Source organism: Methanothrix sp. (genome assembly GCF_016706325.1).
In the GTDB taxonomy this organism is placed as follows: Archaea; Halobacteriota; Methanosarcinia; order Methanotrichales; family Methanotrichaceae; genus Methanothrix.
The window spans coordinates 1-14653 of sequence record NZ_JADJJX010000003.1 but is presented as its reverse complement, the minus strand read 5'-3'; the positions used below and the strand labels follow the sequence as shown (position 1 = coordinate 14653).

Here is a 14653-nt window from a genome sequence, read left to right as displayed (position 1 = left end):
ATTACATTCTGTGCCGCGAGATCGGAGCACATCATCCTCAATCCACCCTGGACCAAGTGCTTGCTGGAAAAGCCTTAGTGTTTGAAGGTTAAATTTATATAATATAAAAGTTAGATATCTCATTTGAGCCAAAATTACTTATTTGGCTGAATAGAATCAAATTAAAAGCTTTAAGAATAGGGGGCGAAAAAAAGATATGAAGGGAGTAGTAATAGTAGCATTGGCGATTGCCCTTATGGCTGGTTGCAGCATAGTGCTCGCCAATCCGCCACTGATACCACCTGTGCAGTATGAGCAGTTTTGTGAGAGTCAGAAGGTCTCTGGATCGGGAATAATCGATGTCAGTACATCTATAATCGATAAGAAGATAGCCCTGGAGTATTACAACACCATGGCCGGGGACGGTGATCTGGAGCTTGACTCCGAGCATGCCTACTCGCAGAATGCAGAGAAGCTTAAGAGGAATGTCTCCTCGGTCAATGGAGGCAACAAGTCGGCCTTCAATCTATTTGAGACCACAAAGATGACTTACCAGGGTGCTACCCCCTTGACCGGTGGCAAGTATATGAACTCCAAAGCCTTCTACGGAGGCATCGGTGCTGATGTCCAGGAGATGTTCTCAGTGAATGAGATGGAGAAGGATGAGACTGCTTTCTTCGTCTCCACCACACCATACCAGCCCAAGTGCAACACCAGCCCTGAGGATCTGATCAGCAAGCTCAAAGATGCTGGGAGAGACACAAATAAGGTGGAAGAGCTCATGACCTCTGCCAGCGGCATCTATGATCCAGCCCATCTGATCGGCCTTGAGACCAAGAACAGCTTCAATGGTACATGGGGAACGGATGCCACATGGCATAGGATATTCTACAAGGACATAAAGGCCCACGAGATGTTCACAGGAACATTCGAGGCCGAGAAGCTCATCAAGTTCCATGAGAATCCTGTGCCCGAAAGGGACATACATCCACCCTGCGAGGGTATTGACTGCTAGGTAGAACTGAAAGCTTTATATTTTTTTATTTATCTATCGCTTGAATTTATCTATCGCTTGAATTTATGGTCGTGAGCCTCTAATGGGTTTGAGTTTTGTAATATGGAAAAGTCAAGAGTTCCTGCAAGCTCCAGACATGATCGATTAAGCCAGCTTGCTTCGCGGGACTATTGAACTTCGTTATGCCCATCTCATTTCTATATTTTAGAGCACGATGCTTTCGGCAGTAGTTGAAGTGCGCGAAATATAGGGTCATTTGGTTATTCAATTCTGCAGTCTCCTTAGAGAAACCTATGGTTTTCCTTGATATGCGGTTATTATCTTGTCTGCATGTCAGGTTTTGCCGTTCAATGTAGCTGGTAGATATCATTTTGTGGTCTATATCTTTGCCAAATATGATTCTCTTGACCACTTTTTTTAGTCTACCGTTGACCCTCATTTTAATGACTTGAGCATATTGTAATAGTTCATCTACGATTAATTTAGGACTTCGAGGTCGCCCTCGCTTGCCTGTTGGTGCGAACGGCTGTAGTTTTCCATATTGCTTTCGAAGAGCTGCTGCATATAGTCTTAATCCATCTGTCACAAAGAGCGGCATTGATCTGAGTCTTTTGGCAGTATTTGAAATGAGCTGATCTGCATTTTCCTGAGATCGCTCACCGATAACATGTAAGCACCAACCTGCAATTTGCAGCCATGCTTATCCAGATCCAAGTTCCTTTATCTTCGTATTCACCTTCTCTGGGTAGTGTTTTTCCCCACAAAAGTCCATGCCTCGTCCATCTCTACCTTTGGGGTCTCTACATCCTTCAAGACAACTTCATTGACTTTTCACTATGCTTTGCTGCTTTCGAGATCCAAGTGCTTACAGTAGATGGTTTTGACTCAAGGATCTCAGCTATTCCTAAGACACTCATTCCACGCATGGCCATTTTAGAGCCAGCTTGATCTTTTCTTCGTTTGTTCTTGTGTCATAGAATGCAGTGTTAGTTCTATCACAGAATCTGGTACCACATGTGTGGCAAATATATTTCCTGACCTTGCCGGAGCTTATCTTGTAAGTTCCGTACACAGTGACGTTTCCTTTCCCAGCAATTCCAAATAGATTGCACTGCTCATTCGGGCATGCTACATCCAAGAATCGAGGCTTTGGACCTCTTTTGCCCATTTTGCTACACCCCATGGCATATAGGAATAGGTTATATAAATAACAGCCGATTGTAGATTCACGACCGGCCTTTCGGTCAGAATATAATGACTATACCTCATTGTTTATTCAATGATGAATCGAAGTGATCAATCCTTCAACATTAGCATTTGACCGTGGCTAGTCCGGGTGTCCGAAATCGATTGAGTCGTACTGCTTCAAGCAAAGACTCCGGTTTCCGTCACCGTTCCACGAACTGGACGGACTGGGGAACATCTTGGGATCCGAATATGCAGGGCGGTGACAAAGTATCCGGGAGTGAAGACCATCAATTGGGGAGAGCACCAGTTTAGCTCCCTAGAGAAAAACAGCTTTTAACGCGCCAGATCTATAGCCAAATTCCGGAATCAATTTCGCTTGACGTCTGCAAATTATCAGGGCACTCATAATATCTTCTTGTTCTCATCTTGGAAAATTCTCTCCTAGGGATGGACAAACTACTTTTGAGTGTTCTCTTCGCCTCTATGCTATCGCTGGCATTTTGATGCGGGGAAAAGCTGAACGCCATCTGGATGGACGGCCATTATTCGGGCAGGTTCATCGGATCTAAACCATGTCTTTACCGATGAATCTACCAATAAGTTGGATTCTCTATGGATTTTATGAAATTCCTCTTCCAAATAATTATTATTCTACAAGGGTTGATAGAGAGAGCTTTCCGTTACTCTTTGTTTTGATCCAGGACAAAGAGAACTAGAGGGGATTACTTATCTTGGCTGTACAATGGAAACTTAGATTGCATAGAGGCCTCCCTTAGCGCTTTCAAAAGCAAAATATACAAATCTAGACGATCCTCGAGTCTGAAGAGGCACCTGAAGGGAAATATCCCTCTTGCCAGGACCGCGAGCAAGCAAAGGATACAAGGGGCTCTATAATCCTAGAATCCACGATTTTCGGATGAAAAAAACTTCAATTGGCATTAATATGCCGCACAATGGATGATGGCCCCTGCATATGGACAAAAAAAGCAGTAGTAGTAAGGGTAGCAACACAAATACTGGTTGACTTGCTCTCTACTGCAAATCAAAGATCATTGATATTAGATTACACGAGGCCCGGGTTTAAAGCAGATCACTAAACTGCAGGGTTCAGAATTCTTGACTTGGCGACGGCACCAGCTCGTTCGTCCGTGGATGGATCTGCACGACGGTAATCTCTTGCAGGATTCAAGAAATATCGCCATTTTCAGGAAAGATGTAGGCTCTGGAGAATAGAGCAGATCCTCATAATTTCTATCGTGCTTGGCTTGCAGGCCCGGCCTCCAAGGCCATCCTTTCACCCTCACCACCTCAATTCCGCCTGCCTAGGAAATCAGGCCGTCTGGTCGGGATAGCAGTGCAGGATAGACCACCTTCTCACCACCCGGACTTGATCATCATCTTGGCGCAGAGGATGCAGGGCTGGTGGGTGCAGTGCAGCGTCGCTCCCTCGATGGAGATGCCGGCATCGCCGCCTGGATGATGGCGTTCTGCTCGGCATGCACCGCCGGCATAATTCGTGGCGAGTGCCGCTCTGAACATTCTCCGGGCGCAGCCCACTGCATCGCCGTGCTCGAGACCCGCAGGCGCGCCGTTGTACCCGTGGTCAGGATCCTCTTGTTCTTCACAAGGAGGCCCCCCACCTGGTTGCGCAAGACAGGTGGAACGCAGCCACCACTATGGCGATCTCCATAAAGTACTCATCCAGGCCGGGACGTTCAATCGAGGCATCATCCTGGATAGCTGCCCTCTTTACTTAATAAGCTCTCTGGGAGACTTCTGGCCCTCCCAGGGTGACAACGGAAGCTTAATATCTCCTCTTTGCATCGATTGCGCAACATGTCTATTCACTGGGCGGATGTCATCGCCGAGAGGCTGGAAGGCTCTGGCCCCATACCATCGCTACAGGCATCACCTCCGGACCGGTTCACATCGGCAATATGCGCGAGGTCACGACCGCAGAGGCGGTCTATCGCTCTCCTGGACAGAGGGGTGGAAGCGCGTCTGATCTACATCGCCGATAACCTTCGACCCTTGCGCAGGCTCCCCCTTCCTGCCGGAGAGCTTCAGGAGCATCAGCAAGCCCCTTCGGAGATCCCTGCCCCTGAGGCTGCTGCATAAGCTATGCAGACCATTTCCAATCACTCCTTCCTGGAGAGACATGGAGCGGCTGGGCATCAAGCCCGAGATCTACCGGGCGGATGTCCTCTACAAGGAGGCAGATACGGGACGATGCCATCAAGACTGCCTTCTCCCGAAAGGACGAGATCGCCCGTATACTGAAAGAGGTCTCGGCCCGCCGTCCCCGAGGGCTGGAGCCGTTTGATGCCATCTGCCAGGCCTGCGGCGGGACGAACACCACTCACGTTACCGGATTCGACCTGGATGCCGAGACGGTGGACTATGTCTGCTCCTGCGGCAGCCAGGGCACAGTTCCCATGGCTGGCGGGGGGAAGCTGGTCTGGCGGGTGGACTGGCCGGCCCGCTGGCCCATATTCCAGGTGACAGTTGAGCCCTTCGGCAAGGATCATGCTACTGCAGGGGGCTCATACGATACCGGCAAGAGGATCAGCGAGAGATCTACAGTTACCCCGCTCCTTTCCCATGGTCTACGAATGGATCCATCTCAAGGGAGTGGGGGCCATGCACAGCTCCACCGGGATTGTGTCACCATCCAGGAGATGCTGGATGTCGTCCGCCCGAGGTCTTGCGTTACCTGATCATCCGGAACAAGCCGGGAAAGCACATCGAGTTCGACCCCGGCCTGCCCCTGTTGAGCCTGGTGGACGAGTATGACCAGAGGAAAAGGGGATGAGAGGGCCATCAGAGCTCTCCAACGTCAGCAAGAGCGGACCTTTGGGATACCATTCAGACATATGGTCACTGCTGTCCAGATCGCTCGCGGAGATGAGGAGCAGCTCTTCGTCGCCCTGAGAGGTCCGGCTATGATGTGATATCCAGAAGAGGAGGAGATCCTGGCCCGGGCCAGGAAGTGCAGGTCTGGCTGGAGAAGTATGCTCCCTATATGTCAAGTTCCAGCTACAAGGAGAAGCTCCCTGCTGAGGTGAACAACCTCTCTCCCGCCGAACGGCAGGCCCTCTGGGCCTTCTTGCTCAGAGAATAGATGAGAAGACCGCCCGCCGAGATCCACGACCTGGGTCTAGTCGTGGCCAAGGAGATGAACCTGGACTCAAGAAGTTCTTCCAGGCGGTATACCTGACATTCCTGGGGACCAGGCAAGGGGCCTAAGTGGCTGGTTCCTGGCCAGCCTGGACAGGGATTTTGTCAGGTCCAGGCTAGAAGAGGCAGCCGGATCCCCGGACTGAGGGAGATGCGTCGGATGGGGCTGCCTCATAGGATCTATCTCGCTGGTCCCCATCTTCTCTCTGCGGGGAGATCGCCTGGGCAAGAGAGCTCACTGCCTCCCTCCGCGAATGGCTTGCAGAGGCCGGTGTTCAGGTCGGATCATTTGGCCTATGGGCTCTCAACAAACCAATTGGGCCGAAGGAGATCTTCCAGGGAGAACCTGAGGGCTCTGGACCGCTGCGATCTGATGGTGGCCATCCTGGACGGGCCCCAGGTGGATGGCACCCTCTTGGAGATCGGCCGATTCTTCCATCAGGAGAAGAGGGTTCTGGGGATAAGAAACGGATATCAGGAATGCAGGGGGTCTGAACCATCCCGGATCAACTTGATGATCGAGTTCTCTGCCTGAGCATATCCTCAAACATCAGGAACTCTATTCTGAGCTAGAGGGCTGCTGGATTGACCGCTGACTGCCGGCTCCTGGCACCTCTCCTCCCCTCCTCTTCCTCACTCGCCCCCCGGCTTCCCCAGCCCTCTTGGCGCCCCTCTCCTCTGGCAGAGGGAAAGGAAAGCTTCTCATCAGCCCGACCTCCACCTGGGCCTGGGCATGAGCTCTGGCTGGGAGGGGTGTCCATACCCAGCCAGACCAGAAAGATCCTCGCTCTCCTGAAAGGGTACCTGGACATGATTATGCCTGATAGGCTGCTGATTTTGGGGGACCTGAAGCACAATGTGCCCAAGACGAGCTGGCAGGAGAGAAGGGAGATCCTGATTTCCTCCAACCAGCTATCTGCCCGGGTGACAAAGGTGGATATCGTCTCGGGAAACCATGACAGCAACCTGGCAGACATGGCTCCCCTGGGGTCGAGTCCATCCCTCACTGGATGTGCGGGAGGGCAGGGGCTACTTTCATGGTCATACCTGGCCGGAGGAGAGGTGGTGCGTTCGGGCTTATTGGTTGCGGCTCCTTCTTCATCCTGCAGTAAGGCTCAAGATCCCTGGGCAACTTCCAGACCCATCCCGTCTGGGCCAGAGCGCCCATACAACCGGAGGTAGTAGAGGAGCATTACGGTTTCGTCTCTTCTGGGGAGATCATCATCATGCCTGGCCTTCAACCCCTCTTTGGGGACTGGCTCTCAATGAGCCGGCAGAGGATATGCGTGGTCCCGTCCTGGCGATGGCCAGCTATGGAACGCGCGCGCCTCTATCTGCTGGATGGCACCGATCTGGCCTCTTGGCGGAGATAAAGGCCTCTGGAGGGGGTCGATCTGACGGCAGAGCAAGGGATTATCTGCTCTCCCTCAGCTATGCATCAGGATAAGAGGGATTTGATGTGAATGATAAAGATCGACTGCTGAGGCTGCTGATTGAGAGGTCGCTGGAGATAAGGCCGGTCACTCCTCTCCTCCGGCGGGAAGAGCGACTACACAGACTGCAAGAGGGTCACATTGAGCCCGGAAGGGGCCTATTCACTGCCAGGCTGATGCTGGAGGATGGGTCCATCCCTGGGCCTCGGCCAATGTGCGGCTGACTTTGGGGGGCGGACCCCATTGTATCGGCCATATCGTCCTGGGCCATCTGCAGGGCAGGGGCTGGCAGGGTTGGAGCGGGAAAGGAGCCCGGTGCCGCACCTGAGCTGTGTACGGTCCGATGCTGGAAGGAGGGGCAAAAGTGGCGGTGGTGGAGGATGTTGTCACCTCCGGAGCCTCAGCCTGCTGAGGGCCATTGAAGGATTGCCGCTGCCGGCCTAAGTGGTGAGTGCAGGCGCCCTGCCGCCAGTACTAGACCGCCGAGGAGGTGGGGCCATCGAGGAGCGCGGATTCCACCTGCAGGCGCTCTATAATCTCGCAGATCTGGGATTGGATAGACCAAAAAGCAAATTAGCTTGAGCTGACCTTCCGCATACTCCCATCTGGGCAGGCCTCCCACCCGGAGCCTCTTCCAGCCCCTTTGCAACCGGTTGCCGGTCTGTTCGTTCTGGATTCAGACCATCTGGAGTGCGGGGCATCCTTTGGGTGGGAGGCGCTCTATAGCCATCTGGACTTTGGTATGGTGCTGTTTCCACATCAACTGGCTCTGATTCAGGGAGCATAGCCCGGCGGGTGGGGTTCGATCCGTTTATCCCTTGGGGGCCCTCTTCTGACTGTGGGGTGAGATGCCCCGGGATAAAGTCTGACCGGGCTGCATAGTGGCCATGTCTGGCCCATGACCCATGAGGTGGACCTTAGGGCCAGTTTCTCCAGGACCCCATCTCTTCTGCTTGCTCTACCTGAGAGGCCATAAGTATAATGCCGCTTTGCGGCCTGTCTTATGGATAATCTGATGCGGGCGCGTTGTGCCGGGGATACAGTTGTGCTGTCTGACCTTCCGGATTGCTGGTCTCGTACGCCCGGAGGGAGTTCGGGTGTGATAATCGCCTTCGAGTGGCGTCGCTTCCGTAATAGGTCAGCGAAACTGTTACCACAGCATTCTCGCCTACATTTAACGCTGGAGGCACGCTCTGATAGGCGGTCAGTTGTTGCTACGGCCGACCACATGAGGCACCTCCGAGGAGCAAAAAGAACCCACACCAATCCCAAATGTTTCCATCGAGCTTCCTTTCCCCGGCGAGATTTAAAGATAGCTGTCATACGAGATTTATATGAGATCTCTTGCCATATCGATAATGATTCTATCGAATAAGAGAGGGTGAGCTTCTCTTGCCCTACATAAAATACTTATTTACTTGAAGATATATGCATATCTGATGGACGTCTCTTTCTCTGCTCACGGCATTCGCGCGAAGAGGCTTCGAAAGCTCAAGGGGATAGCTTCTCCTCTTCTCTTCGATAGGCGCGATACACCAACAGGCCTCAATCGAATGGAGCCGGGTCTTCTTCAGAGGCTTATGTCGTCGCCACCAAAACTGGCTGCGCAGGAGGATCCGTTTCCCAGCCTCAGCGAGATCGATGCAGATGGAGAGCGGCGCTGTCTATGCATTCAAAGATCGACTGATGAAGAACACCTGAGTTCTTCGAGGAGGTCAAGATATCCGGCGTCTCCTACCTGGTTCCGCGGCCCTGAAATTTGTGGATTCCACGGGCATATACTGATCTGATACTGAACTTCGATGAAGGGGCGTTGGTCTTGCCTACACGCAGGAAAGACCCCCTCCTCGGTGGGCCTGCTGCTCTCCCTCCGATGAAGAGGAAGCTGTCACCTTCGAGCCAGGAGGGATGATGCTGAACTGGCAGCGGAGCCGGATGAGAAGTCCGCGGGCGAGCCAAGCCAAAACCCCTTCCCCATCTCTTCCGAGGAGGAGAGAGCAACCCGGACGGAGAATGAGGCCGGGCATCGTCGAGCAGCCTATAGCGAAGGGGGGATGGCACCGTCCAGGATCGCCGAACCCGCTCCAGCCACACCCATTCTCGGATAAAGAGCCACCAGTGCCCCCTGCGAGAGAAGGGCTGGTGAAGAGTGTTGATTGCGGGCTGGCAGGATTGATGATTCTTTTTGCTGTGGGGGCATATCTATTCTCTAAGCGGCTTCACAACAGATGGCCAGGTCGCCGGGTAGTTCTGTAAGCCCTTGATATTTGTTGATTACACTGCCTCTTTAGTAAAATTTCAGCAATGAGCTATTCCGGACATAATCAATCCCCGGGAATGCCCAATGAGATTGAGATGAGGCTTCCTCCGAATATCGATCAGAGCATCAGTGCCCCAGGGGAATAGTGACCATCACCCATGGGGACCACACCCTGTAGAAGATGAACAGCAGCACCGATGCCAGCGTGAAGATATATCTTCTCAATAACTGGACTGAGGTTCCCTGACCCTCAGCTTTGCAGGAGCATTGAGAACCATGATACCGGCCTGCAGGTTCATGGCCAGGATTACTATGTCACGCGCAAGAACGATACCCTGGATCTTAAATCTGAATCTGACTGGGGATGGCGTGAAGTTTGAGCAGAGCTACCAAAAATCTTGATCTCTCTTTTCTGGCGGTGCGGGCTAAGAGGAGATACATTTGCTGCTCTCAGGAGCATCACTGCTCAGGGATTGCTGATCGCAGCCGCAAGGTGGTGGAGAGGGAGTCTATACAGGAGATACCTGTCACAGCCAGCGCCTGGCTTTCGGGATTATATCTCAGGATGCTCTCTTTACTATCGAAAGGCACTGCAGGGGTCTGGCGCGCGGGGGGGGGGGGGGCGGGGGTGACGGATCTCTAAGAGGCCAGCTGCTGCCAGAGGAGATAGAGCTTCTGCCTCGGGATGGTATATCCTGGGAATGTGATAGTGGTCAAGATCCATCCGCGCCTTGAGCCTCACCAGGCCCGCATAGGACGGGCGCTGCTGGACTGCTATCCCCGCTGCCGGAGCGTCCTGCGCGATTATGGCATGAGGGCCCTTCAGAGAGCCGGTCCGGGAGATCATTGCAGGCACAGTGACGGAGACGGTTCATCGAGAGAGAATGGTGTCATCTTTCATCTTGATGCCAGGAAGGTGATGTTCTCGGCGGGCAATCTGAGAGAGAGGATGCATGGGCAATCTGGGCCGGGGGAGTATGTGGTGGACATGTTCGCCGGTATTGGCTATTTTTCCTTCCCATGGCCGTCCACTCCCCTTGGAGGATCCTGGCCATTGAGCTGAACCCCAATGCTTACCACTATCTCTGCTTGAACATCAAAGAAAACAGGGTGGAGAGTGTAGTAAGCCCATACTGGTTTTTGGCTGCGCGACCACTCCAGAGGGGGTGGCAGACAGAGTGGTGATGGGCATGGTCCAGGTAACGGATCGATATCTTCAGGGGGGATCAGGCCTGCGTCCCGGTGGGGTGCTTCATTATCATCAGACAGTGCCTCCCGAGCCTATCCGGAACAGGCAGTCCGCGACATCGCGGAGGCAGCGAGCTTTGGGCAGAGGATCTCAGATCCTGAGATGCATCGGGTGAAGTACTCGCCGGGAGTTCTCCACTCCGTGGTGGATGCCAGGATCGAATAGCCCTAAGCAAGAGCGGGCTCTTCCGGCTGCTGCCATGTGCTGCATTCAGGGGCGGGGATCGATGAGATTAATAACCACCTGTTGCAAGGTTGGTGGCGAAGCCCGGTAGTGTAACGGTCAATCACAGGAGGCTCTGGACCTCCTTACCCAGGTTCGAATCCTGGCAGGCTACTTTTCTGCTTTTCCTTTTTATCCATTCCCCCTTTCTTCCATTCTCTCTTTTCCTCATTTCTCTCCTTTTGCCTTTTGATTCGATCTGAAGGGAATCGGCCCGCGAAACGGCCAGGCGAGGGAGGGGATGTCAAGGGAAAAAGAGAAAACATCCAGCCAGTCGATCCGGCTGCCATCAACCTCCCTTCGGATCTCCTTCAAGGCTGCTCGAGTCTCAGGGCTCAAGGCGGTCTCTCTTCAGCTCTTCCATGTCCTTCAGGGTTAGCCTGATCTCTGCTAGCTGGATTGCTCCCATCGAGGAGATCATTCTGGTCATCATCTCCGATACCCTCTGCCCATGTCTTCCTCTTTGCTGGAGAGGGCTATCGACAGTATATAGCCAAGGTTATATGCCATCAACTGGCATAGGTGAAGTGGACCATGAGGTCTTCCAATCTCCCTCGATCCAGGGCTATTGGATTCTGCGCAGATCACCCTTGATCGGATCTGATTCAGGCTCTGAATCTCTGCCTCCAAACTGAACCAAGCCATCTCTCAATAGATCTCACATCCCTTTGCATTGGCTGTGTTTGGCTGTATGCTCTGTTCCATCAGCCGTCCCCTGCTACCGGCTGCTGATTGGCCCAGCTGCTGATCGGCCTGGCATGGCTGCGTGCCAATAGCTATTGTTAATTAGCATCTCCTTCCTCTTGAAGCTTATTGTTCCCCTCTCCGGGCAGGGAGGGGTTGGAGGATCATATGGACTTATACGAGCAAAGAGATTTTAGCCTGGAATTGGTCGAGGGCAGGATGATGGAGTTGTATTGGTTATAGCTCACTTCCACTTCTGGAGCCGGCGCTCATCAGCCTTGATCTCAACTGCCAGGCCGGTTCTTCTGAGAGTCCCTTCTATCGCGGCAGGAAAAAAATTATATCCCATCACTATCTTAAGGTTAGTATGCATAGGTAATTGTGAGTGAATAGATATGTGGGACAAGAAATATCCATCCATGTTTGATATATTCGAGAGTTTCAGGGGCTTCCCCTTTGAGAGGAAGGAGAGATTCAGGATGATTGGTTCAAAGAGCCCTTCGAGAGCACATGGTTCCAGAGGTTTGAGGAATCAATGCCCTCTGAGTTCAAGATCTCGTTCGAGGAGAAGACCTCCGGCGTATCCACTGCTATGGCCCTTTCGTCTATGGCTTCAGCTACACTGCAGAGCCGGAAAAGAGCCCGTGTTCGGGAGTTTGGCAACATCAAGCCCTCTTATCGGGGGAAATGAGTTTAGCCAGGGCAGGGAGCCATTGGTCGACGTCATGAGCGAGGAGGACAAGTTCAAGATATTCGTCGACTTCCTGGAGGTGAAAGGATAAGGTGAAGCTGGACGTGACAGATGATAGCGTGCAGATCAAGACCGATGATGAGGAGAGTTTTACAAGATGATATATCTGGACACTCCTGCCGATCCAGACAGCGCCAAGGCATCCTATAAGAACGGCATATTGACATTGGAGCTGGACAAGAAGCAGAAGAGAAAGGAAAGGAGGTGCAGATCGACTAGGTGGATCGACCAGGAGCTCGATTAAAGCAGATCGACTGGATGGATCGAAGGTGGCTGAGTGACGATCGAATGGCGATTGAAGGATGGAACTGGATCCATCCTATCATCCACTCCGCCATCCACCCCCGCCGTCCACTCCACCATCCACCCCGCCATCCACTCACACCATCCACCCCGCCATCCACTCCGCCATCCACCCCACCATCACCCCACTATACATCAGGATACATTCAGAAGATGAGAAATCGGACGAGGCTGTAAGAGGCCTCCGGGGAGGGTGTTTGTCTCTGGACCTGGTCTGCTTTTCTTGATAGCTCATTGATAAATTCTCTTCAGCTCAGCTCATCCTCAATCCAGTATGGCAATGCCTCATGCAGTTGTAGCTTCATGAGGGCATGGTATCCTTAACTGATGAAAGATCATGCATTTTTTGCATATTCTGCCTAGATAAAGGCCATGGAAACTCCTATGATCGAAATCGAGCCATTATGATCTGATAAAAGCCGATATGAAAACAGTTACTTAATCATCCCATGCATTGTGGATCACATGCAGCAGATGGGTGAGATATGGCGTCAGGAGCGGAGGCGGATTATGAGGGTGGACAGAAGGCATAATTCTAGGACTGGGGCGGCTCATTCAGGGCAAATATGGGGATGTGATCCTGCTGTGCACTGTTATGGCTGCCTTCATCATGCTCTTGGCGTTCTCTGCCGCCTGCTGAGATCAAGGGCGGCAGAGGGGAGGAAGATCTGCTCTTGAGATCTGCATAGCTCTCTTTTTCATAACAAAGATTAAATCACCTCCGATACTCAGAAGCCATACCGAGGATTGGGAAATGGACAGGAATGAGTTGGTAAATGAGCTTGCCCGTAGGCGGGGCTTTCTATAGCCCTTTCCGAGCTCTACGGCGGAGCAGCGGGATTTTATGATTACGGCCCTCTGGGGCACCCTCAAGAGGAGAATTGAAATATCTGGCGGCAGTACTTCGTCATCTCTGAGGACTTCGCAGAGATCGAGGCCCCAACCATCGGGGTGGAGGGGATCTTTCCCGGCTTCAGGCCATCTGAGCGGTTTCTCGATCCACTCACCGGCTACAAGGAGGCGAGGTCTACCGAGCAGATCACCTGATCAAGCATATCGTGGAGGTTCCCGATGCCCTGGAGCAATGAGGAGATCTTCCAGTGTATGCGGGAGAACGAGATCGTCTGCCCGGAGTGCGGCGGCGAGCTCTCCACTGTCTATGAGTTCAATCTCATGTTCAAGACCATGATCGGCCTGAGAACAAGATGGCAGGCTATCTGAGGCCGGAGACCGCCCAGGGCATGTTCATCAACTTCCCCGTCTCCTGCGCTACTTCCGGGGGCCTGCCCTTTGCAGCAGTGCAGATCGGCAAGTCCCTATCGAAATGAGAGATCTCTCCCCGTCAGGGGGTGATCAGGTTGAGGGAGTTCACCCAGGCCGAGGCGGAGATCTTCATCGACCCCCGCGACAAGAGCCACCCCCGGTTCTCAGATATCCAGGATATCAGAATGAAGTTCTACTCTCAGGAGGCACAGGAGAGGGGTGAGGAGGAGGAGAGATGGAGCTTTGGCCAGGCAGTGGAGAGAGGGGTGGTTGCCCCCCAGATCCTGGCTATTATGTGGCCAGGACCTATCGGTACTCCTGGAGGTGGGCACAGATCCGCAGAGGCTGCGCTTCCGCCAGCATAAGGCCGATGAGATGGCGGTGTGCTGCCGACTGCTGGGATGCAGAGGTCCTGCTGGATCGGTTGGGCTGGATAGAGCTGGTGGGGGGTGGCGGACAGGACCGACTACGACCTCGGAAGCCCATACCGCCATCAGCAAGGTGAACCTCTCCGTCTTTGTCCATTATGACCAGCCGCAAAGAAGAAGATAAGTGGGCAAACCGGACCCCAAGGCCTTGGGGCCGATGTTCAAGTCAAGGGCCAAAGCAAAAGTGGGCGAAACCCTTCGCTCCCTGCGCCCGAGGAGCTGGCCGGTGAGAAGATCAGGTATCCGTGGATGGGGAGAGGATGGATATCGACCCGGCTTTGGTCTCCTTTGAGGAGGTGGAGGAGGTGCGGGGAGAGGAGGGTACCCCATGTGATTGAAGCCCTCCTTTGGCATCGACAGGATACTCTACTCCATTCTGGACTCCTCTATTATGAGATGAGATCGATGGCGAGAAGAGGGCAGTTCTCAGGCTCCAAACCCCAGATACTTGCCGATCGGTGGCGGTGCTGCCTTTAATGGATGAAGCAACATGGGCCCGGCGAAGAGATTCAGAGTTGCGCTCCCGTGGCATGCGCACTGATTACGATACCTCTGGCTCCATAGGCCGCCGCTACACCGGCGTAATGATGAATCGGCACCTGCGAGGTCACTGTGGACTATGAGACCATGAAAGACACAGTCACACCATCAGGGATCAGGACGGCATAGACCCCAGGTCAAGAGTCCCCCGCTGGCAGGTG

General features: G+C 53.1%; 17 protein-coding genes, 1 tRNA gene and 4 pseudogenes. 17 read left to right on the top strand and 5 right to left on the bottom strand.

The window, feature by feature from the left end; genetic code table 11:
• Window positions 1–196: 196 nt before the first annotated feature.
• Complete coding sequence (locus IPI63_RS12125; protein WP_214066437.1) at window positions 197–994, top strand: hypothetical protein; 798 nt, start codon at window positions 197–199, stop codon at window positions 992–994.
• Window positions 995–1073: 79 nt separating this feature from the next.
• Here IPI63_RS12125 and IPI63_RS12120 read toward each other — a convergent pair.
• Together IPI63_RS12120 and IPI63_RS13060 are read right to left on the bottom strand one after the other, a co-directional pair.
• Window positions 1074–2162 (bottom strand): annotated as a pseudogene (locus IPI63_RS12120) (IS1 family transposase).
• Window positions 2163–3565: 1403 nt separating this feature from the next.
• Window positions 3566–3872: pseudogene (locus tag IPI63_RS13060) on the bottom strand (deoxycytidylate deaminase); the annotation flags it as partial.
• 247 nt (window positions 3873–4119) lie between these two features.
• On the opposite strand from IPI63_RS13060, the pseudogene IPI63_RS12110 reads away from it, so the two are divergent.
• From IPI63_RS12110 to IPI63_RS13055, 4 genes and pseudogenes are all read left to right on the top strand, one after another.
• Window positions 4120–4899: pseudogene (locus IPI63_RS12110) on the top strand (hypothetical protein).
• Window positions 4900–4971: 72 nt separating this feature from the next.
• Entirely contained in the window at window positions 4972–5133 is a 162-nt protein-coding gene (locus tag IPI63_RS12100) for a hypothetical protein (RefSeq protein WP_292478686.1), read from the top strand.
• Complete coding sequence (locus IPI63_RS12095) at window positions 5130–5303, top strand: hypothetical protein (RefSeq protein WP_292478685.1); 174 nt, start codon at window positions 5130–5132, stop codon at window positions 5301–5303. Before IPI63_RS12100 ends, IPI63_RS12095 begins: the two co-directional genes overlap by 4 nt.
• Window positions 5304–5510: 207 nt before the next feature.
• Window positions 5511–5894: a nucleoside 2-deoxyribosyltransferase gene (locus IPI63_RS13055; RefSeq protein ID WP_366851077.1), complete on the top strand. Its 384-nt coding sequence runs from the start codon at window positions 5511–5513 to the stop codon at window positions 5892–5894.
• A 34-nt stretch (window positions 5895–5928) separates the two neighbouring features.
• Here the strand turns inward: IPI63_RS13055 and IPI63_RS12085 are convergent, their stop codons facing one another.
• Window positions 5929–6336, bottom strand: a complete 408-nt coding sequence (locus IPI63_RS12085; RefSeq protein WP_292478683.1) for a hypothetical protein — start codon at window positions 6334–6336, stop codon at window positions 5929–5931.
• Here IPI63_RS12085 and IPI63_RS12080 point away from each other — a divergent pair.
• The 6 genes and pseudogenes from IPI63_RS12080 to IPI63_RS12050 all read left to right on the top strand — a co-directional run bounded on the left by IPI63_RS12080 (window position 6315) and on the right by IPI63_RS12050 (window position 10637).
• A complete protein-coding gene (locus tag IPI63_RS12080; RefSeq protein WP_292478682.1) occupies window positions 6315–6806 on the top strand; it encodes a hypothetical protein in 492 nt (163 codons plus the stop codon). The two genes, IPI63_RS12085 and IPI63_RS12080, sit on opposite strands and share 22 nt — an antisense overlap.
• 12 nt (window positions 6807–6818) lie before the next feature.
• Window positions 6819–7016, top strand: a complete 198-nt coding sequence (locus tag IPI63_RS12075) for a hypothetical protein (RefSeq protein ID WP_292478681.1) — start codon at window positions 6819–6821, stop codon at window positions 7014–7016.
• Between the two features lie 1215 nt (window positions 7017–8231).
• Window positions 8232–8582, top strand: coding sequence for a hypothetical protein (locus IPI63_RS12070; RefSeq protein ID WP_292478680.1), 351 nt, complete (start codon window positions 8232–8234; stop codon window positions 8580–8582).
• 846 nt (window positions 8583–9428) lie between these two features.
• A complete protein-coding gene (locus IPI63_RS12065) occupies window positions 9429–9695 on the top strand; it encodes a hypothetical protein (RefSeq protein ID WP_292478679.1) in 267 nt (88 codons plus the stop codon).
• 42 nt (window positions 9696–9737) lie between these two features.
• A pseudogene (locus IPI63_RS12060) lies at window positions 9738–10237 on the top strand (hypothetical protein).
• Window positions 10238–10565: 328 nt separating this feature from the next.
• Window positions 10566–10637, top strand: a tRNA-Gln gene (locus tag IPI63_RS12050).
• A 1044-nt stretch (window positions 10638–11681) separates the two neighbouring features.
• Here the strand turns inward: IPI63_RS12050 and IPI63_RS12045 are convergent.
• Window positions 11682–11873, bottom strand: a complete 192-nt coding sequence (locus IPI63_RS12045) for a hypothetical protein (protein WP_292478676.1) — start codon at window positions 11871–11873, stop codon at window positions 11682–11684.
• On the opposite strand from IPI63_RS12045, the gene IPI63_RS12040 reads away from it, so the two are divergent.
• Complete coding sequence (locus IPI63_RS12040; protein ID WP_292478675.1) at window positions 11864–11989, top strand: hypothetical protein; 126 nt, start codon at window positions 11864–11866, stop codon at window positions 11987–11989. The two genes, IPI63_RS12045 and IPI63_RS12040, sit on opposite strands and share 10 nt — an antisense overlap.
• Before the next feature lie 66 nt (window positions 11990–12055).
• Window positions 12056–12202 carry an Hsp20/alpha crystallin family protein gene (locus IPI63_RS12035; RefSeq protein ID WP_292478674.1) on the top strand — a complete coding sequence of 49 codons (147 nt, stop codon included), beginning with the start codon at window positions 12056–12058 and terminating at the stop codon, window positions 12200–12202.
• Here the strand turns inward: IPI63_RS12035 and IPI63_RS12030 are convergent.
• The gene (locus IPI63_RS12030; protein ID WP_292478673.1) at window positions 12199–12333 is read right to left on the bottom strand and encodes a hypothetical protein; all 135 of its coding nucleotides are present in this window, start codon (window positions 12331–12333) and stop codon (window positions 12199–12201) included. The two genes, IPI63_RS12035 and IPI63_RS12030, sit on opposite strands and share 4 nt — an antisense overlap.
• 999 nt (window positions 12334–13332) lie before the next feature.
• Between IPI63_RS12030 and IPI63_RS12025 the strand changes: the two genes are divergently transcribed.
• The 4 genes from IPI63_RS12025 to IPI63_RS12010 are packed head-to-tail and all read left to right on the top strand — an operon-like array spanning window position 13333 to window position 14029.
• A complete protein-coding gene (locus tag IPI63_RS12025) occupies window positions 13333–13482 on the top strand; it encodes a hypothetical protein (protein WP_292478671.1) in 150 nt (49 codons plus the stop codon).
• Window positions 13467–13589 (top strand): hypothetical protein, encoded by a 123-nt coding sequence (locus IPI63_RS12020; protein ID WP_292478670.1) that lies wholly within the window; start codon window positions 13467–13469, stop codon window positions 13587–13589. Before IPI63_RS12025 ends, IPI63_RS12020 begins: the two co-directional genes overlap by 16 nt.
• A gap of 21 nt (window positions 13590–13610) precedes the next feature.
• A complete protein-coding gene (locus tag IPI63_RS12015; protein ID WP_292478669.1) occupies window positions 13611–13889 on the top strand; it encodes a hypothetical protein in 279 nt (92 codons plus the stop codon).
• Between the two features lie 5 nt (window positions 13890–13894).
• The gene (locus IPI63_RS12010; protein WP_292478668.1) at window positions 13895–14029 is read left to right on the top strand and encodes a hypothetical protein; all 135 of its coding nucleotides are present in this window, start codon (window positions 13895–13897) and stop codon (window positions 14027–14029) included.
• The last annotated feature ends 624 nt before the right edge of the window (window positions 14030–14653 follow it).